The 21,543-nt window shown below is 63.3% G+C and carries 18 protein-coding genes and 3 pseudogenes; 14 read left to right on the forward strand and 7 right to left on the reverse strand.

What is annotated here, in order from left to right; translation table 11 throughout:
- Window positions 1-16 precede the first annotated feature (16 nt).
- From ACH49N_RS18105 to ACH49N_RS18120, 4 genes are all read left to right on the forward strand, one after another.
- The gene (locus ACH49N_RS18105) at window positions 17-913 is read left to right on the forward strand and encodes a glutamine amidotransferase family protein (RefSeq protein ID WP_358273300.1); all 897 of its coding nucleotides are present in this window, start codon (window positions 17-19) and stop codon (window positions 911-913) included.
- Window positions 901-1,599, forward strand: a complete 699-nt coding sequence (locus ACH49N_RS18110) for a protein glxC (protein WP_358273298.1) — start codon at window positions 901-903, stop codon at window positions 1,597-1,599. The genes ACH49N_RS18105 and ACH49N_RS18110 overlap by 13 nt, the downstream gene beginning before the upstream one ends.
- A gap of 10 nt (window positions 1,600-1,609) precedes the next feature.
- Window positions 1,610-2,947 (forward strand): FMN-binding glutamate synthase family protein, encoded by a 1,338-nt coding sequence (locus tag ACH49N_RS18115; protein WP_358273296.1) that lies wholly within the window; start codon window positions 1,610-1,612, stop codon window positions 2,945-2,947.
- Window positions 2,948-3,050: 103 nt separating this feature from the next.
- Window positions 3,051-4,292 (forward strand): allantoate amidohydrolase, encoded by a 1,242-nt coding sequence (locus ACH49N_RS18120; protein ID WP_358273295.1) that lies wholly within the window; start codon window positions 3,051-3,053, stop codon window positions 4,290-4,292.
- A gap of 75 nt (window positions 4,293-4,367) precedes the next feature.
- On the opposite strand, the pseudogene ACH49N_RS18125 reads toward ACH49N_RS18120, so the two are convergent.
- Window positions 4,368-4,472 (reverse strand): annotated as a pseudogene (locus ACH49N_RS18125) (DUF4193 family protein); the annotation flags it as partial.
- 153 nt (window positions 4,473-4,625) lie between these two features.
- Complete coding sequence (locus ACH49N_RS18130; protein ID WP_358273293.1) at window positions 4,626-5,087, reverse strand: hypothetical protein; 462 nt, start codon at window positions 5,085-5,087, stop codon at window positions 4,626-4,628.
- A 207-nt stretch (window positions 5,088-5,294) separates the two neighbouring features.
- On the opposite strand from ACH49N_RS18130, the gene ACH49N_RS18135 reads away from it, so the two are divergent.
- The 3 genes from ACH49N_RS18135 (at window position 5,295) to ACH49N_RS18145 (ending at window position 7,644) form a co-directional block, all read left to right on the forward strand.
- The gene (locus ACH49N_RS18135) at window positions 5,295-5,753 is read left to right on the forward strand and encodes a helix-turn-helix domain-containing protein (protein ID WP_358273292.1); all 459 of its coding nucleotides are present in this window, start codon (window positions 5,295-5,297) and stop codon (window positions 5,751-5,753) included.
- 6 nt (window positions 5,754-5,759) lie between these two features.
- Window positions 5,760-6,950 carry a PIN domain-containing protein gene (locus ACH49N_RS18140; RefSeq protein WP_358273291.1) on the forward strand — a complete coding sequence of 397 codons (1,191 nt, stop codon included), beginning with the start codon at window positions 5,760-5,762 and terminating at the stop codon, window positions 6,948-6,950.
- Window positions 6,951-7,296: 346 nt separating this feature from the next.
- On the forward strand, window positions 7,297-7,644 hold the full coding sequence (locus ACH49N_RS18145) for a hypothetical protein (protein ID WP_358273289.1): 348 nt from the start codon (window positions 7,297-7,299) through the stop codon (window positions 7,642-7,644).
- A gap of 189 nt (window positions 7,645-7,833) precedes the next feature.
- Here ACH49N_RS18145 and ACH49N_RS18150 read toward each other — a convergent pair whose 3' ends face one another.
- Entirely contained in the window at window positions 7,834-8,907 is a 1,074-nt protein-coding gene (locus tag ACH49N_RS18150; RefSeq protein WP_358273288.1) for an anti-sigma-D factor RsdA, read from the reverse strand.
- Window positions 8,908-9,544: 637 nt separating this feature from the next.
- The gene (locus ACH49N_RS18155; protein WP_159920597.1) at window positions 9,545-9,817 is read right to left on the reverse strand and encodes a hypothetical protein; all 273 of its coding nucleotides are present in this window, start codon (window positions 9,815-9,817) and stop codon (window positions 9,545-9,547) included.
- A gap of 1,532 nt (window positions 9,818-11,349) precedes the next feature.
- Here ACH49N_RS18155 and ACH49N_RS18160 point away from each other — a divergent pair.
- Both ACH49N_RS18160 and ACH49N_RS18165 read left to right on the forward strand, forming a co-directional pair.
- Window positions 11,350-12,033 (forward strand): MspA family porin, encoded by a 684-nt coding sequence (locus ACH49N_RS18160; RefSeq protein ID WP_358273587.1) that lies wholly within the window; start codon window positions 11,350-11,352, stop codon window positions 12,031-12,033.
- Window positions 12,034-12,092: 59 nt separating this feature from the next.
- Entirely contained in the window at window positions 12,093-12,776 is a 684-nt protein-coding gene (locus ACH49N_RS18165; protein ID WP_250776124.1) for an MspA family porin, read from the forward strand.
- Window positions 12,777-13,052: 276 nt separating this feature from the next.
- Here the strand turns inward: ACH49N_RS18165 and ACH49N_RS18170 are convergent.
- Window positions 13,053-13,145: pseudogene (locus tag ACH49N_RS18170) on the reverse strand (CoA-transferase); the annotation flags it as partial.
- Between ACH49N_RS18170 and ACH49N_RS18175 the strand changes: the two are divergent.
- A pseudogene (locus ACH49N_RS18175) lies at window positions 13,137-13,292 on the forward strand (SDR family NAD(P)-dependent oxidoreductase); the annotation flags it as partial. The pseudogenes ACH49N_RS18170 and ACH49N_RS18175 sit on opposite strands and share 9 nt — an antisense overlap.
- Window positions 13,293-13,451: 159 nt before the next feature.
- On the opposite strand, the gene ACH49N_RS18180 reads toward ACH49N_RS18175, so the two are convergent.
- Entirely contained in the window at window positions 13,452-14,681 is a 1,230-nt protein-coding gene (locus ACH49N_RS18180; protein WP_358273287.1) for a cytochrome P450, read from the reverse strand.
- Between the two features lie 31 nt (window positions 14,682-14,712).
- Window positions 14,713-15,720 (reverse strand): glucose-6-phosphate dehydrogenase (coenzyme-F420), encoded by a 1,008-nt coding sequence (fgd, locus tag ACH49N_RS18185; RefSeq protein ID WP_358273286.1) that lies wholly within the window; start codon window positions 15,718-15,720, stop codon window positions 14,713-14,715.
- Between the two features lie 852 nt (window positions 15,721-16,572).
- Here fgd and ACH49N_RS18190 point away from each other — a divergent pair.
- From ACH49N_RS18190 to ACH49N_RS18205, 4 genes are all read left to right on the forward strand, one after another.
- Entirely contained in the window at window positions 16,573-17,406 is an 834-nt protein-coding gene (locus ACH49N_RS18190) for a mycofactocin-coupled SDR family oxidoreductase (RefSeq protein WP_358273284.1), read from the forward strand.
- A gap of 271 nt (window positions 17,407-17,677) precedes the next feature.
- Complete coding sequence (locus ACH49N_RS18195; RefSeq protein ID WP_358273282.1) at window positions 17,678-19,267, forward strand: ABC transporter substrate-binding protein; 1,590 nt, start codon at window positions 17,678-17,680, stop codon at window positions 19,265-19,267.
- Between the two features lie 27 nt (window positions 19,268-19,294).
- A complete protein-coding gene (locus ACH49N_RS18200) occupies window positions 19,295-20,419 on the forward strand; it encodes an ABC transporter permease (RefSeq protein WP_358273281.1) in 1,125 nt (374 codons plus the stop codon).
- A 121-nt stretch (window positions 20,420-20,540) separates the two neighbouring features.
- Window positions 20,541-21,344: an ABC transporter permease gene (locus ACH49N_RS18205; protein WP_250776088.1), complete on the forward strand. Its 804-nt coding sequence runs from the start codon at window positions 20,541-20,543 to the stop codon at window positions 21,342-21,344.
- Window positions 21,345-21,543: the final 199 nt, after the last annotated feature.

The raw sequence follows: 21,543 nt of genomic DNA on the forward strand, positions 1-21,543 counted from the left end.
CCGAAAGGAGACATCCATGTGTGGAATCGTCGGACTTCACCTGCGTGAGCCGTCCCTCTACCCACAACTCGGCACCCTGCTCACCGACATGCTCGGTCAGATGTGTGACCGCGGACCCGATTCCGCAGGCATGGCCATTTACGGGGACCCGGCCTGGTCGCCGGTCGGTGAATCGACGGTCTCACTGCTCGACTGCCCCATTCCCGCAGCGGAACTCGCCGCCACGCTGTCGGCGTCACTTGACATCACCGTCACCGGAATCGACCTGTCCCCGACGACGATCCTGCACGGTGTTGTCGGCGCAGCGGATCTCGCGGCGGCCGTGCGCAGCGTGGCGCCGTCGGCACGGATCATCGGGTTCGGTGACGACCTGACCGTCCTCAAGGGCGTCGGGAACCCCATCGACCTGGCGAACCGGTTCGGGCTGCCGTCGGCGAGCGGCTGGCAGGGTGTTGCGCACACTCGCATGGCCACCGAATCCGCGGTGACCGCCGAGGGTTCGCACCCGTTCTCCGTCGGCCCCGACCAGTGCCTGGTGCACAACGGGTCGTTCTCGAATCACATGAGCATCAAGCACCAGCTCGAACGTGACGGCGTCGCGTTCGACAGCGCCAACGACACCGAGGTCGGGGCGCGGTTCGTCGCCAAGCAACTCGCCGAGGGCGTCGACCTGGAGAAGGCGCTGCTGATGCTCAACGAGACATTCGACGGCTTCTACACCCTCCTCGTCTCGACCGCCGACTCGTTCGCCGTGGTCCGCGACGCCATCTCCTGCAAGCCCGCCGTCATCGCCGAGACCGACCACTGGGTCGCGATGGCCTCCGAATACCGCGCCCTGGCGAACCTGCCCGGCGTCGACAACGCCCGAATCTTCGAGCCCGAACCGGAAGAGGTGTACGTATGGCACCGGTAGCCACCACCGAAGCGACTGTCCTGAACCTCGAGACGTCGAGTACCCGTGCCATCAACGAGCGGCTCACCTCGCCCGAGGCCCCGAAGACGGTGACCGTCTCCGGCCCGCAGGGTGCGCACGCGCTGGCCTGCGGCCTCGACTCCGACATCGACGTCACCATCGACGGGCACGTCGGCTACTACTGCGCCGGCATGAACCAGCACGCGACCGTGACGGTCAACGGCAACGCCGGCGTCGGGGTCGGGGAAAACATGATGTCGGGGACCGTGCACGTCAAGGGTGATGCGTCGCAGTCCGCGGGCGCCACCGCCCACGGCGGCCTCCTCCTGATCGACGGCAATGCCGCTGCCCGCTGCGGGATTTCGATGAAGGGCGTCGACATCGTCGTCGGCGGCAACATCGGCCACATGTCCGCGTTCATGGGTCAGGCCGGCCGTCTCGTCGTCCTCGGCGACGCCGGCGAAGCGCTCGGCGACTCGCTGTACGAGGCCCGCATCTACGTGCGCGGCACCGTCGCCTCCCTCGGCGCCGACTGTATCAAGAAGGAGATGCGCGAGGAGCACCGGACGGAACTGCGGGAGCTGCTCGATCGGGCAGGTTTCGACGCCGACCCGTCCGAGTTCACCCGCTACGGCTCCGCCCGCAAGCTCTACAACTTCCACGTCGACAACGCCAGCGCCTACTAGGAGAACCCTCATGAACACCCCGAACCCGGCCCTGCGCGAATCGGCGACGTTCGACCGCGGCGTCATCTCCGAGATCCAGCGGGCCGCCGAGACCGGCATCTACGACATCCGCGGCTGGGGTGCCAAGCGCCAGCTTCCGCATTTCGACGACCTGCTGTTCCTCGGCGCCTCGATGTCGCGGTACCCGCTCGAGGGTTACCGCGAGAAGTGCGACACCGATGTCGTGCTCGGCGACCGCAACGCCAAGTTCCCGCTGCACCTGGACATCCCGATCACCATCGCCGGCATGAGCTTCGGTGCACTGTCCGGGCAGGCGAAGGAAGCGCTCGGCCGCGGCGCCAGCGAGGTCGGCACGTCCACCACCACCGGCGACGGCGGCATGACGCCCGAGGAACGGGGGCAGTCGAAGAACCTCGTCTACCAGTACCTGCCGTCGCGGTACGGGATGAACCCGGACGATCTGCGTAAGGCAGACGCCATCGAGATCGTCCTCGGCCAGGGCGCCAAGCCCGGCGGCGGCGGCATGCTGCTGGGGCAGAAGATCACCGAACGCGTCGCCGGGATGCGCACCCTCCCGATGGGTGTCGATCAGCGGTCGGCGTGCAGGCACCCTGACTGGACCGGCCCCGACGACCTCGCCATCAAAATCATCGAACTCCGCGAGATCACCAACTGGGAAAAGCCCATCTACATCAAGGTCGGCGCCACCCGCACCTACTACGACGTGAAACTCGCCGTGAAGGCCGGTGCCGACGTGGTCGTGGTCGACGGCATGCAGGGCGGCACCGCCGCCACCCAGGACGTGTTCATCGAACACGTCGGCATCCCCACCCTCGCCGCGATTCCGCAGGCGGTCCAGGCGCTGCAGGAACTCGGGGTGCACAGGAGCGGAGCGACGGGGGGTAGATCCGTTCAGCTCATCGTGTCGGGCGGAATTCGCAGCGGCGCCGACGTCGCGAAGGCCATGGCCCTCGGGGCGGACGCTGTCGCGATCGGCACCGCCGCCCTGATCGCGCTGGGTGACAACAGCCCCCGCTACGCGAAGCAGTACGAGGAACTCGGCTCCGCGGCCGGGTTCTACGACGACTTCCAGGCCGGCAAGGACCCCGCCGGTATCACCACCCAGGACCCGGAACTGTCGAAGAACCTCGACCCCGTCGAGGGCGGACGGCGGCTCGCGAACTACCTGCGGGTGCTCACCATGGAGGCGCAGACCCTCGCCCGTGCCTGCGGCAAATCCCACCTACGCAACCTCGAACCCGAGGACCTCGTCGCCCTCACTGTCGAGGCGTCGGCGATGGCCCGCGTACCCCTCGCCGGCACCACCTGGATCCCCGGCGCCCTGTAGGCGGCTCCGCCGCCCGTGCGCCTTTTTGGTAGCTGGAGCAACCAGAAAGGCGCACGGGCGCGAAGCGCCTGCCAGCTGAAACTATGAGTAGAGGACCGAGAACATGACTTCCTTCGATTCGCTGTGGGCGAGCATCCTCGATGTGGGACAGCACAAGTCGACCAGGGGATACCGAAGATTCGCGTGGAACGACGCCGACATGACGCTGCGCGAATGGTTCGCCGACTGCGCGCAGGCTCGCGGCATGAGCGTCGAGGAAGATCGCAACGGCAACCTCTGGGCGTGGTGGATGCCGAAGGGGTGGGAAGGAGACCCCCGCGATGCGTTCGTCACCGGATCGCACCTCGATTCGGTACCCGACGGCGGCGCCTACGACGGACCCCTCGGGGTGGTGTCCGCGTTCGCTGCCATCGACATCGTCCGCGACCGGAGCATCGAACCGACCCGACCCATCGCGGTCACTGCCTTCTCCGACGAAGAGGGTGCCCGCTTCGGAGTCGCCTGTGTCGGCTCACAATTGTCCACCGGCGCACTGGCACCCGAACGTGCCCTCGCATTACGCGACAGCGACGGCATCAGCCTCGGTGAAGCACTGGTCGGCGTCGGCCGCGACCCTCACCATCTCGGCGAGGACCCCGACCTCGTCGACCGCGTCGGCGTGTACGTCGAGTTGCACGTCGAGCAGGGACGCGCCCTCGACCTGATCGACAGCCCCATCGCCGTGGCATCGTCGATCTGGCCGCACGGCCGGTGGCAGTTCGTCTTCACGGGGGAGGCCAACCACGCCGGTGCCACCCGTCTCGTCGACCGCCGCGACCCGATGCTCGCGTTCGCCTCCTCAGTCCACACCGCCCGCACGGCCGCGACGCTGCACGAGGCGGTCGCGACGTTCGGTAAGGTGCAAGTACTTCCCAACGGTGCCAACGCCATTCCGTCGGAGGTGCGGGCGTGGCTCGACGCCCGGGCCGCCGACGAGGAGACATTGACCAAGCTGGTCCAGCAAATCACCGCGGAGGCGCAGGCGTACGCGGCCGCCGACGGTATCGGTCTCGACGTGGACGCCGAATCCGTCACACCGATCGTCGAGTTCCCGCAGTCCACCCGGGAACGACTGCGCCGCTCACTCGCGCACCTCGGCGACATTCCCGTTCTGCCGACCGCGGCCGGACACGACGCCGGAATCCTGTCCGGGAAGGTGCCCACGGCGATGATGTTCGTCCGCAACCCCACCGGCGTGTCCCACTCGCCCGCCGAATTCGCCGAACCCGACGACTGCAACCGCGGCGCCGAAGCCCTTGCGGACGTGATAGCGGACTGGGTCAGCGAGCAGCAGGAGGCATATTAGGGGCAGCGCCAATACCACAGTGCTTCGGCGACCGCGGTGACGGTGGTTGTCGTGGTCTCTATCGCGCTGTCCGGTATCGGCCTGTTTCGGGAGGACGCGCACGGTGATTTCTTCACCGGACAGGTCGGCGCCGGGCAGCTCGAAGGACTCGGCGATGTCGGTGTCCTCGACGTCCACGACGGGGTTCGGCGTCGAGAGGAAAACGTGACGTCCCTCGTCCGGAAGGTTGGTCCCATCAACCGCATCCGCCGCTGGACGGCTGTCCGTCTCGGTTCGCGTTCGCAGACGGTTCTGTGCTGCGCTCGGATACCTCTGTGCCGATAGCCTGCTGGACTACTTCTCGTTGTGGTGGGTGTCATTCCATGCGCGGAGGAGGTCGTTACAGAGGGTGGTCTTGAGGTTGCGCAGGTGGCCCAGGTCTGATGGTCGCGGGGTCATCGCGGCTTGGAGGAGATGGAGGAACCTGCTGCGTTGTACGCCGAATCTGATGAACAGGTCCTCGGCGTCGGCGCCGCCGTAGGGGGCCCATTCGATGGCGAAGGCAACGAGCGCCCGGTCCGTGGGGCTGATGGAGTGCACGCTGGTCAGGAGATCGCAGGCGTGCAGGGATTGTCGTAGCCAGTCGAGCTCGGGAGAGCCGGTGGGAACGCCGCGGGCGGCGCGCCGTCGCCGGGCCGAGCGGTTGCCGGTTGGGCTGCGCTCGGGCCGAGCCAGGCAGGGGGCGTCGGTGTCTGCAGCGGAGGGGTTGAGCGTTGCCGGTGATGTCCTCGGCGATGGTGCGGGGTTTTCAAGCATGGATGCCTCGAGCGTGTGAAGAATTGATCGGGTCTTTCTATAGTTCTCCATTCCCCACCGATCCGGACCGGCCATTCGGCGGGGTGAGGTGCCTGTCCAGGTGCCCGCGTGGAGCTCGGCGGGGGATTGGCCGGGCTCGGTAGGTGCGGGGCCAGGCCTGGCGGTGGCGCTGATTGCGTGTTCGTTTTTTTCGTTTTATGGTGGGCTATGGCCGCTCTGATGAACCGCACGGTGTTGCCGCCACCCACCGACGATCGGGATCGTCTCGCCGCGCTGAAGGATGTTCTCGCTGGTTCTGCGGAGGTATCGATCTCGACTCCGGATGGGTCGGTGCCCCTGCCGGACAGTGTCCGAGGGTTACTCGTCGACGCGGTCACTGCGTTGGATCGGGGGCAGGCGGTGACGGTGGAGCCGCATCGCACGGTGCTGACGACGCAGGAGGCCGCGGAGCTCTTGGGCGTCACACGGCCAACGTTGGTGCGGTTGTTGGAGGCGGGGAAGATCCCGTACACCTCACCTGGTCGGCATCGGCGGGTGGAGTTGGCTGACGTGCTGGAGTTCCAGCAGGGTGAACGGGCGCGTCGTGGCCAGGTACTCGAGGAGATGGCCCGCGAAGAAACCGCGGATTCCGGCGATGCCGCTGACGGCTTCATCTCGACCCGCTGATCCGAGATGGCTGCCTTCCGGGTGGTTCTCGACGCGTGCGTCATGCTTCCCCAGACGCTGAATGATCTGCTGCTCACACTTGCCGATGCCGAGTTGTTCCGTCCGGTCTGGACGCCGGATCTACTCGACGAGGTCGAACGGAATCTGTCTGGCGAGCGGTTCGGGAATTCACCCGAACAGGCGGCGCGGCGAGTGCAGCAGATGCGCAGGGCGTTCTCCTTCGCGGAGGAGGAATCACGCGGATATCGGGAGCTGATTCCCGCGATGGCCAACGAGCCGAAGGACCGGCACGTTCTGGCTGCGGCGGTACGATCCGGCGCGGCATTGATCGTGACCGCCAATCTGAAGGACTTCCCGCGTGCGGTGCTCGACCCGTTTGACGTCGAGGTCGTCCACCCCGACGAATTCCTGTGCGACCAAGTCGATTTGGACCCGGAAGCGGTGTTCGAGTGCATACACGTGCTGATCGCCCGCAACACGCTTCCGCCGCGCACGGTGGGGGAGTTGCTCGAGTTACTCGCGCGGCTGACCCCGCGGTTCGTCGACGCCGTCCGGGCACTGCTTGCCGCCCCGGACGAAGCCTCCGCCGCCGGTGCGGAACCGGTGGCGTCGTCTCTTCCAGAGCTGACCGACGAGCAGATCGACTCCCTGCCGCCCGAGGTGCGGCAGACGTACCGGCAGCTTCGTGCGATGGATCCGGCCGAGCGGGTGCGGTTCCTCGGGCATGCCGAGCTGGTGAGTGCGGCGTGGGCGTTTTTGACGCCGGTGTGTGTGGACGGGGATCTGCTGTCGGTGTGGCCGAATGTGGATCCCGAATTCCGGATGGTACTTGCCTGGAACTGGGTGCAGGACAATCGTCGCGATATCGATGCGGACGGTTGGGATGGTGAGGCGGTTGCGGCCGCCCTCGCCGAACCAGAGCCGGATCATCCGTTGTGGGTACATTTCGAGCGCGTACACGTGCGGTCGTTCCGGGCGATGCTGCCGGATCCGGCGACATGGGGAATCGGTACAGGCACAAGGCTGGTCGCCCCGGGAGTCGAAGTGCTCTATGTGCACGACACCTCGACACCGGAGGGTGGCGGGTGGCGGCCGAACGACCCCCGCCTTATGTACCCGGTCCTCATGCATCTTGTCGACGGGCGATGGCTGGTGCGAAACCTGGGGTCTGAGGAGGACCCGGTCACTTGGGGCTGAGTCGACGGTCTCTCCGGCGAATACCTGCACGGGGAGAAAGTCCGGTTCGGCGCGCACCCGGCCACCGATCACGGTTCGAAGATCCGCACCCACGTCGGTGCGGTGTTCTTCTAGGCACACGACGAACTTGCCGGCGCTGCGAAGTCCGTGGGCGGATTGTGTGGGTCGCGGTGAAACGGGTGCGGGGTGTGTCATGGAGAACGCCGGAGCATCACGGCTGCCGCAATCAGGCGGCGATCGGGGCGATAAGCACTCGGCGCGAGCGCTCTGCGAAAGAGATCGGATATTGACAACGGGACTTAAGGCCCTAGCCACAAAGTATTTCGTCGTGCTTACGATTCCGAGTGTGACACTCAGCTCCCTGTCCTTGGCCCTTCTGCGTGTGAACTATCGACTGGCGCGGCTTCCGCTGCAATTGGTCGAAGACGTGGCGGTGGCTCGGCTCGACGAACAGGCGCCGATACGGCTTGCGTACGAGCAGATCCTGATCGAGTGTGACCGTGCTGCGGCGTACTTGCTCAGCGATCGGAAAGCGGCCACCCGGGCGACCGAGCTGACGCGACGGACCGCGTCGGTGCGCCTGTTGATTGCCCGTGAACATCAGCGCGTTCAGCACCGTGGTGTGGTGTTGCTCGATGAGCAGCGCGAGCGGTTTCATCAACGTCGTCAGCAGGGCGTGGGTTCGTTGACATGACGTGTGTCGTTTCGCCGTTCCGGTGGGTCGGCGATATCGACCGGTGAGCCGACGGCCGCCCAGGTGGGTCGTAGGGAAGTTGCGCGCATCATCGGCTCGCGCCGGCCGCGCGGACCTTCCACCTTTCGTCCGGTGTGAGGCAACAGCGAACGCTTGCGAAGCCGAAGAGCGCCGCGCGGCCGCATGTCCTCAGCTGGTCGGGATTTGCGGCGGGAGCGGCGCTGGAGAAAGCTCCTGCGACGGGGGCTGCTGGGTGGGTGGTTGGGTGGTCGGGTTGTCCGACGGTGTATCCGGGGGTGGTTGGGGTGGTTGCGTGGTCGGGTTGTCCGGCGGCACAGGCGCGGGCAGCTGCGGAGGCGGGACCATCGTGATGGTGGGTTCAGGGCTGGGGGACTGCCATGTCTCGGGTGGAAGCGTGAGCGTCGTCGTGAGGAGCGGCGGCACTGACGTGGGCGGTGGTCCGGGAAGCTGCACATCTGGGGGCGGGGTTTCCGGCAGTTGCTCGACCCCGGGCGCCGTCGTGGAACCCGGTGCTTCCAGCACGGTAGCCGGCAGTTCGGTGGTCGTCGTCGGCGCTTCGGTGGTGGCGGTACCGGCCGTTGTGGTCGTCGGCGGCGGGGTGGTGGGAGCGATCTTCTCGAGTTCTGCGGCCAGCTTCGCCCGCCATGCGTCGAGTTCGTTCCGGGTGTCGGCGTCGCGGACCCCGCCGGCACGGTCGGCGGCGCCCTCGAGCAGGTTCTTCGCCGCCTCCGCGTCGCCCGCGGCGATCAGCCGCTCGGCTTCCTGCAGCTGGGAGGTGGTGTCGATCTGCGCGACGGTCGAATCGGCCTGCTGGCTGAACACCACCGATTTGACGCTCCAGAGTGGATCGCCGGGTGCGGCGTTGTACGAGAAGATGGTGACGCCACCGATGACGATCGCGATCGCGGCGGCAGCGCCGGCGATGGGTCGCAACAGGCGGAGCGTGCCGCGGGCGGCGCTGCGTGCGGAACGAGCGTCGGAGGCGTCGATCGCCGCGATCACGTCGTCGAGCAGCGGACCGGTTGGCATCGGCGTCGCGACGATGTCGGCGCGCCAGTTGGTCAGCAGCAGCGCGAGTTGGTCCTGTTCCGACGAATCCGATGCGACGGGATCGCCACTGGCGATCGCGTCGATCAGCGCGTCGTCGCGGCGTACTGCCGCGACGTCCACCGGTGCGTCGTCGTCTGGGAGATCGGCATCGGGATTGCCGTTGTGGGTGATGCCCCTAGCCAAATCTCTCACCTACCCTCGTCACCTGCGATGGCTCGGTGTTGAGCCATGCCGCCAGCTTCCGTGGTACTCCCCATGGCCGGGTCCTGGCTGACACCGCGGTTGACTGCGTCATCTGTTATTTCGGTGACGGGCTCCGACATGTTACCGCATGTCAGCGAAGAAAGATCAATCGGAGCGCTCCACGTCGGTCGTGGGTTTCCGGGGGTCCGGACGCAGTTTGTTGCCGCACGAGCACACCCGTCCTACTCGGGCCGACCTCGGCGCACTCGGGCGGTCCTGAGGCCCTGGGCCGAGGTCGACGTTTTCAAGCATCGCTCCTTCGGGGTGAACGATCCTCCAAGGGGAATTATCCCCCGGCAGCCGGTAGTTGGCGAGGCCCGGCGGTGGCCGCACGTCATGCGCTTCCGCAAGCGCGGTCGCCGTCGTCCAGCGTGGACAGTTCGGCGGCTGTGGCGGCAGCGGACCCTGCGCCGCGGGTGGTGGCGGTGACGCCCCGGCAGCGACGGGGCAGCCCGTGTGGTGACCTTCGGGGCGCAGCAGTTGGTTCGAACCGATTCACGACCATTCGCCGAGGAGAGGTGGGGTGGACCTTCGGCGGACTTTCCAGCGAGTTGGACCGCCGGGAAACCGCGGAAGTTCGCCGCGGTCATTCGCGCCTTTTCAGCCGTGAGGTGTGTCGTTTCGCCACGTCGAGGTCGGCGTCAGCAGTTCCGAGGGTGTCCTGGGCTGCGCGGAGGGCATCAACGGCGCTCTCCAACACCTCCGGCGCCGTGGCCGGGGCGCCGAGGTCGTCCACCGCGAGCGCGGTCGCATCGAGGTCTGCGTAGGTGCGCTCGAGGTCGAGGAGGGTTCGGCGTAGGCCGTGTAGCGCATCCCGAACTGCGGTGACCTGCTCGTCAAGATCAGCGGGCGTGCTCATTCGATCACGTCCCAGCGCACCGCGGCGACGTTGTCGAGGTGGCGCTGCACGTCGGCCAGCGTGCCCAACTGCTTGCACACGCCGGCTGTCTGCTGGCCAAGGTCGGTCATGCGATTGCTTCGTCTGTTGTGCATGACTACAGCATGTCGTGCCGGACGGCCCGTCCGATAGCACTTGGCGCGCAACGCGCGTCTGATGTGCCGCTCGGCGGGCAGGAACTGGCTTCGGCACCCAAGAGGGGCGGCACTGCGCGAGCCCCGCTTCTAGCCGGACCGGTAGACGTTCATTCGCATCTCGACCTCGGCAGGATCGGGGTCCAACGGTCACCCGGAGACGCCGAGGTGCCGTACTGATCTGCCCGCTCGCCGTTGCAAGGCACCCGGCGGGAAGGAACTCGCCGTACTCCTCCTCCCACACATCGAGGGACTGTTCCACCTCCGGAACCGCCCAAAATCCCACATCGGCCGACAACAACTGCGTAGCCAAGCAGTCCACACCGTCGAACCCGGGCGAGGATGAGACGCTCCAGAACGGCCGGCACATCAACCAGGTACACCACGAAGGAGAAGAGCCCGCGATTGTCGCTCGGATCACGCCCCGGAATCGCTCGGGAGAACAAGTTCAAACCAACGTACGACGTTGTCCGCGTTCCACCCTCGGCACTGTGCGCCATCGCAGTCGACCTCGACTGTGATTCGACAGTTGAAACATAAGTGGATCGTGTGATTGTGTCAAGCGATCCACCAGTTTGTTTCGGGTCGGTGGGTAAGCGGAGACCGTGCGTGGATCGGTTCCGAAGCGATTTCTGCACCTCGGTGATCGCTGTGTCTCCCGGTTGGCTGCCGATTGAACTGGTGCGATGGGGTCACGAGGCTGCGACGAGCTCGGTTTGGCGAGATACGCAGTATTTTTAGTAGACAAGGTGCCTCTTGCAAAGACTCGTGGTCTAGTTTACGGTCTGTGACCGGTAGCACAGTCGAGCTATGCAGGGAACAACTCGTGGATGAGGCGGTCGCTATCTGCGGCTAGACGGTCTCAACGAACTCCGTTCGGACTGTAAAGCGACGACTGGCGAGGGTGGCCGTAAAGAGAGGTGATGATCAGGACGGCGAGTAAGGCAAGCAAGAACGGCGCTTGTTGCCGGGTTCCTATGTTCATGCGTCTCGGGCGACGCATTCAGGCGCAGGTAAATTGTCTTCCACTCTCGTCGGCGTGTAGAAAAAATCTCCCACGACTCAAAACTCGGTTATATCGGCGGTTTTCGTAAGACTGCGCATATTGGCCACGCGCAACTCCATGTGGTGCGCGGGTGCGGTAGTCGTTGGGCTTCGATCGGACCATCAGTGCGATCGCCATGCCCGGCGTCGGCTAACCGCAGAGCGTGAGAGTTTCGAAACGGCATCGCTTATGCATGCGGTTTCTAGATCTTGTTCTCGAAGTGCCTCTCGTGAACGAGAAATCGATCTCATATCCAGCTCGGCCCACGCGGGCCTCGCTAATTAGCTTCAACCCCGAACGAGGAGAATCAAGTGTTGATCAACGAACGTAAGCCTGGCTTCCGACGCAATGCGCGAATTGCAGGTCTGGGTCCTGCCGCCGCTCTTGCACTCTGCGTGATGGCCAATGGCGCAGCGAGTGCGGATACGCTCATACCGCTGCCCGACGGGTCGAAGGCTGGGCCGAATGCGACGGTGACGCGGACAGCAGAGAGTGCATTTGTTTCGCCGTCGTTGGCCGCCAACGGTGCCGGCCGCACCGCGTGGGTGTCGGGCACGGTGACGGCAGATGTCAAGGGCATCAAGGAGGTCACCGAAGCTCCCACCGCAAACGGGACTCCAAATACAGCCGGAACATACAATGGTTCGAACGGATCGACCACGCACGGTGTTTCACGAGTGTCGACCGGATATATCGTGGGTTGCCAGGTTGACGTAACGGGCCTGTCGGCCAACCCATCACTCAGCCTGGGGATGGACTCACTCGCAACGTCCATGGGTCTGACGGTTCCGCTGAATTCCGGTGAAGTCAAGTATGTTCCGGTAACCGCCAAGGACATCTTGAAGGATGGTGTGTACACGTTGCAGTACCACGACGCCGAGCTGCAGGTGCAGAACTGTGGCGGTTTCGCGCAGGCACGCGCCTACACGGTCATGGAGATCGTCGGCAACGACTACTCGAAGACGGTGCTGTATGGAGCCCCGTTCAGCATTGGCTGATCCTGCATTTCCTATTCGCCCTTCTCGCACGTGCGAGTTTTGATCCCTGAAAGAGACCAATGACCAATAATCGTAAAAATAGTGTGCGGTTCGCTGTTGTCGGCGCCGCTGCCGTCGCCACCTTGGGATTCTTCTCCGTCGGTGCCGCCAACGCCGACACATTCGTTCCACTGCCAGGGGGATCGGCGACGGAGACGCTGGCCGACGGCACTGTGGTGACAGTGAATTTGACGGACGAGAGCGCGAATGTTTCGCCGTCACTGGGCTCAACTCCGCTACACCGAAACGTCTGGGTGTCCGGTAAGGCATCGGTCAACCTCCAGGGCAATCCTGCGAAGACTGCCTACATCTATCCGGGGTACATCTTGGCGTGTCAGGTCGACTTCGGGGCCGGCGTCGGCGGCAACGCGGGAGCGTCAGTGACTCCCAGCCAACTGGCCACCGGAACCGCCTCGATTCCAGTCTCAGGCGGCGCGAACGGAGGTGTCACGCTCGGACCGGGTCAGGCCGTCGACACAGCGATCCTCGACATCGAGATGCCTGATGCATATGGATCAGAGATTCACTGGGGGGCACACTACTTCCAGGGTGGCGCGGGCTCGGTCGGTTGGTCTGATGTGTCGCTCGGCGTCAACGGCTGCGCTGGCTATGCCCAGGCCCGCTCGTACGTCAAGGTTGAGGTGGAGACGGACAATGTAAAGAGCACGGTCACGTTGTGGGGACAGCCGTTCAGTATCGGGTAGAGCGACAGCCGATCGGAAAGTTGTAACGCCTAAACCGAAACGGCATTGACGTACCGATTCGGCGGAGTCGCAGAGTGACTCACCAATGTTGCCTATGTGGCCCGCGCCCCGTTGCGGCTGAAAGTCTCTTCTTTCGGTCGCAGCGGGGTGCAGTGGCTTATGGCGTGGACGTCGCTACACTGCGAACAGGCCTACAAGCGGCTCGGGCCGTCCGGGCATTCATTGGGTGGCGTACCGAGCAAGGTGGATCCGACGAGTCATCCCGGTGTGAGGCCGGCCCACTCCGGACACGATGTCGACCGTGTCGCAGAACACCCGGGACGAATGCTTGCCCACCCAGTAGCTCGTGGGGTGGTTGATAATGTTGCCGGATGTTGGCGCGGTGAGGCGAAAGCAGGCCGTACCGTGGACGCCAGGATCATCAACACTAGTTCCCTTGCCGGACTACAGATTTCGATCCGGCAGGGCAACTACGCCGCGGCGAAGGCGGGTATCGCGGAGCTGACCATTCAGGCAAAGGAAATCGGCCCCGTCGTCGCCGGCCTGCTCGCCAAGGCCGAAACCCCGGTCCCGGTCTACGGCGCCTGATCCTGATGTGCGAACGGGACGCTCGTTGCGATAGACCCAACGAGCGTCCCGTTCGTCCTGATGCAGCCCGGACCGGGAGGGAGTGGACTAGATGAGCCGTAGTCGGATTCTTTCGAGGCCCTGAGTTGCCGCCGACGACCCGGAGAAGGCCGACGATTCGACGAGGTGCATGTCAGGAAACCGAGTCGCCAACACTTGCAGCGCTTCGGTCATTTCGGCCCGTGCCAGTGCGTGGCCGAGACACAAACGGTGGCCGCGCCCAAAGGTGAGATGCTTTGCTGCGTTCGCCCGGGTTGGATCAAATACATCGGGGTCGGGGAACATCGCAGGATCGCGGTTCGCAGCAAAGATATTGAGCGCGATCGGAGTGCCTGGGGAGAAGTGGATGTCGTCGACAACCAGGTCCTGGGTTACCTTCCGCAAGATGGTGTGCAGGGACGGCTGTAGGCGCATCGATTCGTCGATCGCAGCTGTTGCTAGGTCCGGGTTCTCGACGAGCGCATCCCATTGCCCCCGGTTCTGCATGAGAAGCGCCACGGCGGAACCGAACTGCAGCCTGGTGGTGTCATGTCCCGCGAAGAGAAGGTTGACAAGAGCGCCAAACATCTCTCCCTCGGAGAGACGGTCCTCGTTACCAGCGTCGGATTCCGCTTCGATAATCGCCGTCACGAAGTCGTCAGCAGGTTTCGCACGGCGAAGAGTGACTAGATCACGGAAGTACTCGTACAGACCGCGCAATGCGCGATCGATTTCGCCCATGAATGGGTCGATGGGGTAATGGGAGAGTCGTGAAAGACTGACAGTCCACGCCTTGAAAAGTGGAATATCCGCAATGGGCACGCCGAGTAGTCGGCAGACGACTTCGATGGGATATATATCGTTGAAGTCAGTGACGAGGTCCAGCTCACCACTGAGGGCGTGAGCGTCCAGCAGCCTCTCGGCGCAAGCACGCATGACCGGACGGAGTCGCCTCACTCGCGACGCCGAGAACGCCAGTTGCAGTACGCGCCGAATGGGATCGTGGCGAACCCACGGTATCAGCGGGAGCATGCCTTCGGATGCATACTGGAGGATCAGGTCCGAAGCGTCCTGCTGTCGGTAGTACTCGCTGCCGGGTCCGTCGAGGTGTTCTTTGTCCAGGGTAAGTTGGGAACAGGCTCCGTATGACAGGACTTCATAGCCGCGTACGGATCTGGCCAGCCATATCTGCTCCCGTGCGGCGCGCACTACCGACGCTGGATCAGTCTGGTATTCGCGGCTTTCATAGTCGAGATACGGAAGCCCCAGGTCTTCCAGCGTGCGTATCTGTGTCGTCATTGCGCTATCCTTTCTGGCCTGAGATGAAGTTCTATGCCAGCGCCCGCAGGCGTGGCGCAAGGTCACGCTCGAAGAGCTGCAGAAAGCGCTTCTGGTCATGTCCAGGCGCATGGAATACCAGGTGATTGAGTCCGGCATCGACGTACTGCCAGATCTGCTCGACCGCGTAGTCGGGGTCCGACGCAACGATCCACCGCTTGGTGACCTGTTCGATGGGCAGGGCATCAGCTGCCGCTTCCATCTCGATCGGATCATCGATGCTGTGCTTCTGCTCTGCAGTCAGCGATAGGGGTGCCCAGAACCGAGTATTCTCGCGTGCAAGCGCCGGATCGGTGTCGTAAGAGAGCTTGATCTCGATCATCCGATCGATCGAATCGGACGCACGATCCGCCTTCTGCGCCCCTTCCGCCACGGCCGGCAGCAGCTTTTCGGTATAAAGATCCATCCCTTTGCCGGATGTGCAGATAAACCCTTCCCCGGCTCGGCCTGCATACCGCGCTACCAAGGGTCCGCCGGCCGCGATGTACACGGGGATGCCCCCTTTGGGAACGTCGTAAATCGATGCTCCCTTCGCCCTGTAGTAGACGCCGTTGAAGTCGACACGCTCCCCAGTCCACAGGGCTCGCATCAGGTCAACCGACTCGCGGAGGCGGGCGAACCGCTCTTTGAATTCCGGCCAGTCATCTTGAAATCCGGTGGCGATCTCGTTGAGCGCTTCACCTGTGCCCACGCCGAGCATGATGCGGTCGGGGTAGAGGCAGCCCATGGTCGCGAAGGCCTGCGCAATCACAGCGGGGTTGTATCGAAAGGTAGGGGTCAGAACCGAAGTACCCAGCTGGACTCGCTTCGTGCGCTCGCCAACCGCGGTCATCCAGGCGATAGAGAAGGGCGCATGTCCGCCGGTATGGCGCCACGGCTGGAAATGGTCGGAGACGGTGACACTGTCCAGGCCGTGGTCTTCGGCCGCCACACCCAACTCGACCAGTTCTCTGGGCCCGAACTGCTCTGCAGATGCTTTGAGGCCAAGCTTCAGGTCCATGTTTCTCCTTAGGTCACCAATCGGCGGGGCATCGCATCATCACGCACTCGTACCGTGCACCGGGTTGGGCACGCCCGCCCCAGCGCACCCAGTTTCGGGGTCACTCGACGCACGCTGTGATGTGCGGCATACGCTAACACGACAATGACCAAGCGCATGCTTGGGTGATGGCTGGAATCTTGGAAGCGGCCAGGGCGTGAGGGCGCTCATGCTCAACCCCACGGGCGGAGGTGTGCAAACAGTACATCTGCGCGTGCACTTCGCCCACCTCGGTCACGTGTGCACGCGGGGCGATACCTGCGCCGTCGGGCTGGGGTCTCGAGCCGTCGGCGCGCGAAGATCGCGGGGTAGCGCTACCTGGATGCTTTGGCAAGTGAAACCCTCTGCCGAATAGTCGAGTTCGGGCCATCAGGGGTGTTGACGTGGGCTGTCGGTCGTGCGGCGGTCCGACCGTGGTCTCGTCTCGCAGGGATCATCAGGGCGACCTCCGGTACGCCCACAATCTCGAAGCCTGGGATGATGGTTTCGGGAGTGGAAGTCGGACCCTAACAGGCCAGAAGGCCTGAGGAGGCGAATCGAAATGGCTCCGAGGTTCCGCTTGACAGTTGTGACATGCCTCATAAAGATGGGTGTAGCAAGCGCATGCTTGGGCATCGCGCAAGCACGCCAAGTACGAGTATTAAGACCCCACGCTTCCTGAGAAGTCATCGCGTGCGAGTGGCACCAGGCATGCGTGAACCCGACGGGTGATCGCACCCTGTGTCCGCACATGTCCATCCACACACGTCGCGAAGTAAGAGAACGGCATCGACCGATCCGGTCGACACCGACATAACGAAAGGAATATTCACCATGGGACGGGTAGCTGGCAAGGTCGCGTTCATCACCGGAGCCGCACGTGGTCAGGGCAGATCCCACGCGTTGCGGCTGGCGGAGGAGGGCGCGGACATCATTGCACTGGACATTCTCGAAGACGTGGAGACCGTGCCCTACGAAAGTGCCTCCCCTGAAGATCTCGACGAGACAGTCGCCCTGGTGGAGAAGACCGGCCGGCGGATAGTCGCACAGAAGGTCGACGTTCGCGATCAAGCAGCCGTGTCCGAGGCTGTTCGCCAAGGAGTCGCTGAGCTCGGCCGTTTGGACGTGGTTGTGGCCAACGCAGGGATCTTCGGAACTCCGGCGAAAATCTGGGAAATGACCGACGCGTTGTGGCAGACCACCATCGACGTCAATCTGACGGGAGTCTTCCACACCGTGAAGGCGACGGTCCCGTACCTCTTAGAGCAAGCCGAGGGCGGCTCGATCATCATCACCAGCTCCGCAGCCGGCCTCAAAGGCGTACCGAACTACGGAAGCTACTCCGCGTCCAAACACGGTGTACTCGGCCTCGCGCGTTCACTCGCCATGGAACTCGCCGAACACAATATCCGAGTCAATACCGTGCATCCCGGAAATGTCGACACCAAGATGATCATCAACGACACCACCTTCAAGGTCTTCGCGCCGGACAAAGAGCATCCCACGAAGGATGATGTCCGAGAAAGCTTCATGTCGACTCTGATGATGCCGATTCCCTGGCTGGATGCGACCGACATCTCGAATGCCGTGCTGTGGCTCGCATCGGACGAGTCGCGCTACGTGACTGGTGTGGCCCTGCCCGTCGACGCTGGAATGTCGGCGAAGTAGCAACACCGACTTCAGGTGTCGGGGGTCCGGCTCGCGGCCGCGTCTGCCCACCCTCGTGCGGCGACCTCGTGAAGTCGACCGTTGGCGCCCGTGCTCCACGGGACCGACCGCCCGGCTGACCTGGGCTTCACCGACCAAGTATCACTCGAAGACCGTCGCGAATTTTCAGCCTGTCATTCACGCAGGTTGGACCTCTCCCAGTCGACGACTTTCGCGAACCAACGTTTCCGTTCCGTTTTGGCGCATTCGCGCACCACTGAGGAGGACTTGCATGAGACTGCGGAAAGCCGTCGTTACGGCGTCAGCGCTTGTGATGTTGTTGAGCGCAGCCGGATGTGGTGGTTCCGGTGGTGACGAGGCTACGGCGGCAACTGGCACGTGCACCCCCGAGCGAATCGGTGGATCGGTTACCCAAGGAACGCTGCTGTCGCCGCGTGGACTCGACCCCGTAGGTCAACCCGGTGCTGCCGGTAGCGGAGGCACAGAAATCCAGGCACTATTCGACAGCCTGATCACGTACAACGCCGAAACGCAAACGTACGAACCGCAGGTCGCGCAAGCTTTGGACTCCAACGCAGACCACACCGTGTGGACGATGAAGCTCCGTGACGGGGTGAAGTTCGGCAACGGTGACGCTCTCACAGCCGACGATGTCAAGCGAAGTATCGAGCGCCACCAATCGCCGCGCAATACCCAAGTGTCTCGTGGCGAAGCGCTGACGATCGCCTCCATGGACGTCGTCGACCCGCAGACGATTCGTTTCACACTCGACGGCCCATATCCGAGCTTCCCACACGTTCTCGCGACCGACGTCGGCATGGTGACCAATCCACGAATCGTCGACGCGATGGGGCCTGATCAATTCGCACTCAACCCCCAAGGTGCGGGAGTCGGTCCTTACGAGCTTGTGCGGTACACGCCAGGTGAGGAGATCGTCATGGCCGCGAAGAGCGACTATTGGGGCGGGCCTGTGTGTATCGGGACGCTGAGGTTCATCAGCATCTCGGGCGCCGATGCCACCTTGGATGCACTCCGTACTGGTGAGCTCGACGTCGCTCTTCTCCGTGAACCTCCCGCAATTGATGAAGCGCGAGCGGAGGGAATGGAAAGCTTGCCCACCCTTTACAACTATGGCGAGGGTGTCGTTATGAACTCGGCGTCGAACCGGCCAACCGCCGACGTTCGGCTTCGCAAAGCGATCACTGCGGCAATAGATCCCGAGGCCATCAACAACCGCGTCTTCAATGGCACGGCATTGGCCACCTCGGCGCTGATTCAGGAGTCGACTCCTGGTCTGTATTCCGGGGAGGAGGGGCCCGCGTACGACCCCGACGCGGCCAAGCGGCTCGTCGACGAGGTCAAGAGTTCAGGGTGGAACGGGTCCATTCGACTGCTGGCGGATAACAGTCCAATCCGGGTCAATGAAGCGATTGCAGTCAAGGCTCTTCTCGAGAACGTGGGCATTGCGGTCGAGTTGAACACCGACATGTCCTTGGCGGAGGTTTTGGGAAGGGTTGCTTCCGACCGTGACTACGACCTTGTCATTTGGGGGCCCAACTACACCAATGAGGGCCTGTGGGCTCTGATGAATCGTCAGCTGAACAGTCAGAGCAAATCCAATTACTACGGATACGCCGACGATCGGATGGATGCAGCGTTGGCAGACCTCCGTGCCGCGGACACGGTCGACAAGCAGAAGGAAATCGTCGGCCGCATGCAGACAATCCTCAATGACTCTCCAGTTATTGCCAATTTCGCCGCCTACGAGGAAGACAACATTCATTCCCATCGCGTCGGTGGACTGCTCCTGACACGGGGGAGCGTGCTCCGTTACGACAAGGCTTTCGTCACAGGTTCATAGGAGTCACGCGACTGGAGGAGGTCTGTCATGTTCCACAGGGTTGCCACTGTGCTCCTGAGAATTATTCCTGTCCTGATCGTTGTAAGCGTGAGTACGGCGGTTCTGATCGAACTCGTTCCTGGAGACCCGGCAGTTGCCGTCGTCGGCGCCGAAGGGACCCCTGAGCAGTACGCCGCAGTTCGGGAAAATCTCGGTCTCGATCGCCCGTGGTTCGCGCGCTACCTGGACTGGCTGAATGGACTTCTACAGGGAGACCTGGGTAAGACGCTGGTGCCACCCATCCAGGATGTCTCGACCCTGATCGCTACGCGTCTTCCCGTGACGTTGGAGATCGCTGTGCTGTCGGTTCTTCTTGCGCTGGCGATTTCGATACCTGTAGGAACATGGTCGGCATACCGGTACGGTCGTGTATTCGATCGGGTTGCGTCGGGGTTGTCCTTTGCGTTGATCTCGGTTCCGAGCTTCCTGCTGGCGCTGATCCTGATCTACTTCGCGGTCTTTCGTCCCGAAGCGGTGAAGGGGCTCATACTTGCGGCCTGTGTGATCGCTACCGTTGTTCTGGCAGCGACGACGGTCGGCAGGCGGGGTGCACAATTGACCGCACAGGGACGCCGCGGCATCCGGATATTCGCACTGGGCGTGTTCGTGGTCGGTTTCGTCCTCGCGGTCTTCTTACCGGACTTTCCACGACAAGGGTTCGCTCGGATCGGTGAAGACGGTCTGGCCGAGAATCTCCGCACAATTTTCCTCCCGGTTCTCGTGCTGGGGCTCGCCGAAAGCGCTCAGCTCACGCGCCTGCTCCGCAGCGACATGGCGACCACTCTCAATGACGACTTCGTACTGGCGTCGCGCGCACAAGGGATGCCAGTACGGCACATTCTGGTCAAGGAGGCGCTCCGACCGTCGACCTTCTCATTGGTCACTGTCGCCGGCATCAGTTTCGGCAGGTTGCTCGGCGGCACAGTCATCGTCGAGACGATCTTCCGCCTCCCGGGCATGGGCACATTGATCGTCGAAAGCGTGGCGAAAAAGGAGTTCATGGTGTTGCAGGCCGCAGTGCTCGTCGTTGCCGCCCTCTACGTGCTTGTGAATGCCCTGGTCGACATTTCGTACCTGTACCTGGATCCGAGGACCCGCCATGTCCGTGTCTGAACGCATAGAAGAGCCGACCCGAGATGACGAACGATCCTCGGCCGTTACGACACTTTCTCCGGTGCATCCGGAACGTCGCAGTCCATCTATCAAAGTCTGGGTTCGACATCTTGGACTGTGGTTGAGCGTCGGATGGCTCGCTGTGGAGGTCATCGTCGCTCTCCTCGCAGACTTCCTCCCACTCGCCGAGGGCCGAAACCCGTCGTTGACCTTGGATGCTCCGATCCTTCAGCCCCCTCAAATCCTCTCTGGACATCCGCTCGGCACCGACCGCCAAGGACTGGACATCTTGAGTGGGGTGATCTATGGAGCGCGCACCTCCCTGGTCGTCGGCTTCGGAGCCGTACTCCTTGGAGTAGTGGTCGGCGGCGTCCTCGGTCTGACCGCGGGGTACTACCGGGGCAAGGTGGACGCTGCGCTCAATTTCCTCAACGATGCGCTACTCGCCTTTCCTCCGTTGATTCTCCTGCTCGCGCTCTCTTCGGTTGTTCGACCGAACATGAAGAACGTCACGCTGGTTCTCGGAGTGCTCGCTATCCCGGCGTTCTTCCGCCTGACGCGTGCCAACACGATGGCCTACTCCCAGAGGAATTTCGTACTCGCGGCGCGGGCGCTCGGTGCGCGGAGTTCACGGATTCTTGCACGCGAATTGACCCCGAACGTCTTGGCTTCGACCCTTGCGTACGCGTTCGTCGTCGTCGCCGTTCTCATCGTTGCCGAGTCCTCTTTGAGTTTCCTCGGATTGAGTATCCAGCGGCCCGAACCGACATGGGGCAACATGATCGCCTCCGGCCAGAACGACCTCGAGAAACATCCCCATTTGGTGTTCGTGCCTGGCGTTGTCCTTTTTCTGACAGTGCTCTCGCTCAACCGAATCGGCGACTGGGCGCAGCGACGTTGGGACCCACGATCACGGAAACTCTAGATTCCTGCGACGAGTGCGGAGAGCGGCTATGAGTAGAAATGCGCTACTGGAAGTGCGAGATCTGACGACCCGGTTCGACACCCCGAAGGGTTCTGTGTGCGCTGCCCTGCGTGTCAGGCTGAGTTGAGTCCAACGGTTCACAGCAATCCCGCCTGCAGGGCGAGATACGGATCAACCCGACAATGACAATTTCCAGCCT

Origin of the sequence: Rhodococcus sp. NPDC019647 (genome assembly GCF_044389235.1) — a bacterium.
In the GTDB taxonomy this organism is placed as follows: domain Bacteria; phylum Actinomycetota; class Actinomycetes; order Mycobacteriales; family Mycobacteriaceae; genus Rhodococcus_F; species Rhodococcus_F oxybenzonivorans.

Excerpts from the sequence above, each read along its gene's own strand:
- ACH49N_RS18105 (WP_358273300.1), top strand. The coding sequence starts at position 17 with ATGTGTGGAATCGTCGGACTTCACCTGCGTGAGCCGTCCCTCTACCCA.
- ACH49N_RS18110 (WP_358273298.1), top strand. The coding sequence starts at position 901 with ATGGCACCGGTAGCCACCACCGAAGCGACTGTCCTGAACCTCGAGACG.
- ACH49N_RS18115 (WP_358273296.1), top strand. The coding sequence starts at position 1,610 with ATGAACACCCCGAACCCGGCCCTGCGCGAATCGGCGACGTTCGACCGC.
- ACH49N_RS18120 (WP_358273295.1), top strand. The coding sequence starts at position 3,051 with ATGACTTCCTTCGATTCGCTGTGGGCGAGCATCCTCGATGTGGGACAG.
- ACH49N_RS18130 (WP_358273293.1), bottom strand. The coding sequence starts at position 5,087 with ATGCTTGAAAACCCCGCACCATCGCCGAGGACATCACCGGCAACGCTC.
- ACH49N_RS18135 (WP_358273292.1), top strand. The coding sequence starts at position 5,295 with ATGGCCGCTCTGATGAACCGCACGGTGTTGCCGCCACCCACCGACGAT.
- ACH49N_RS18140 (WP_358273291.1), top strand. The coding sequence starts at position 5,760 with ATGGCTGCCTTCCGGGTGGTTCTCGACGCGTGCGTCATGCTTCCCCAG.
- ACH49N_RS18155 (WP_159920597.1), bottom strand. The coding sequence starts at position 9,817 with ATGAGCACGCCCGCTGATCTTGACGAGCAGGTCACCGCAGTTCGGGAT.
- ACH49N_RS18165 (WP_250776124.1), top strand. The coding sequence starts at position 12,093 with ATGACCAATAATCGTAAAAATAGTGTGCGGTTCGCTGTTGTCGGCGCC.
- ACH49N_RS18180 (WP_358273287.1), bottom strand. The coding sequence starts at position 14,681 with ATGACGACACAGATACGCACGCTGGAAGACCTGGGGCTTCCGTATCTC.
- fgd (WP_358273286.1), bottom strand. The coding sequence starts at position 15,720 with ATGGACCTGAAGCTTGGCCTCAAAGCATCTGCAGAGCAGTTCGGGCCC.
- ACH49N_RS18190 (WP_358273284.1), top strand. The coding sequence starts at position 16,573 with ATGGGACGGGTAGCTGGCAAGGTCGCGTTCATCACCGGAGCCGCACGT.
- ACH49N_RS18195 (WP_358273282.1), top strand. The coding sequence starts at position 17,678 with ATGAGACTGCGGAAAGCCGTCGTTACGGCGTCAGCGCTTGTGATGTTG.
- ACH49N_RS18200 (WP_358273281.1), top strand. The coding sequence starts at position 19,295 with ATGTTCCACAGGGTTGCCACTGTGCTCCTGAGAATTATTCCTGTCCTG.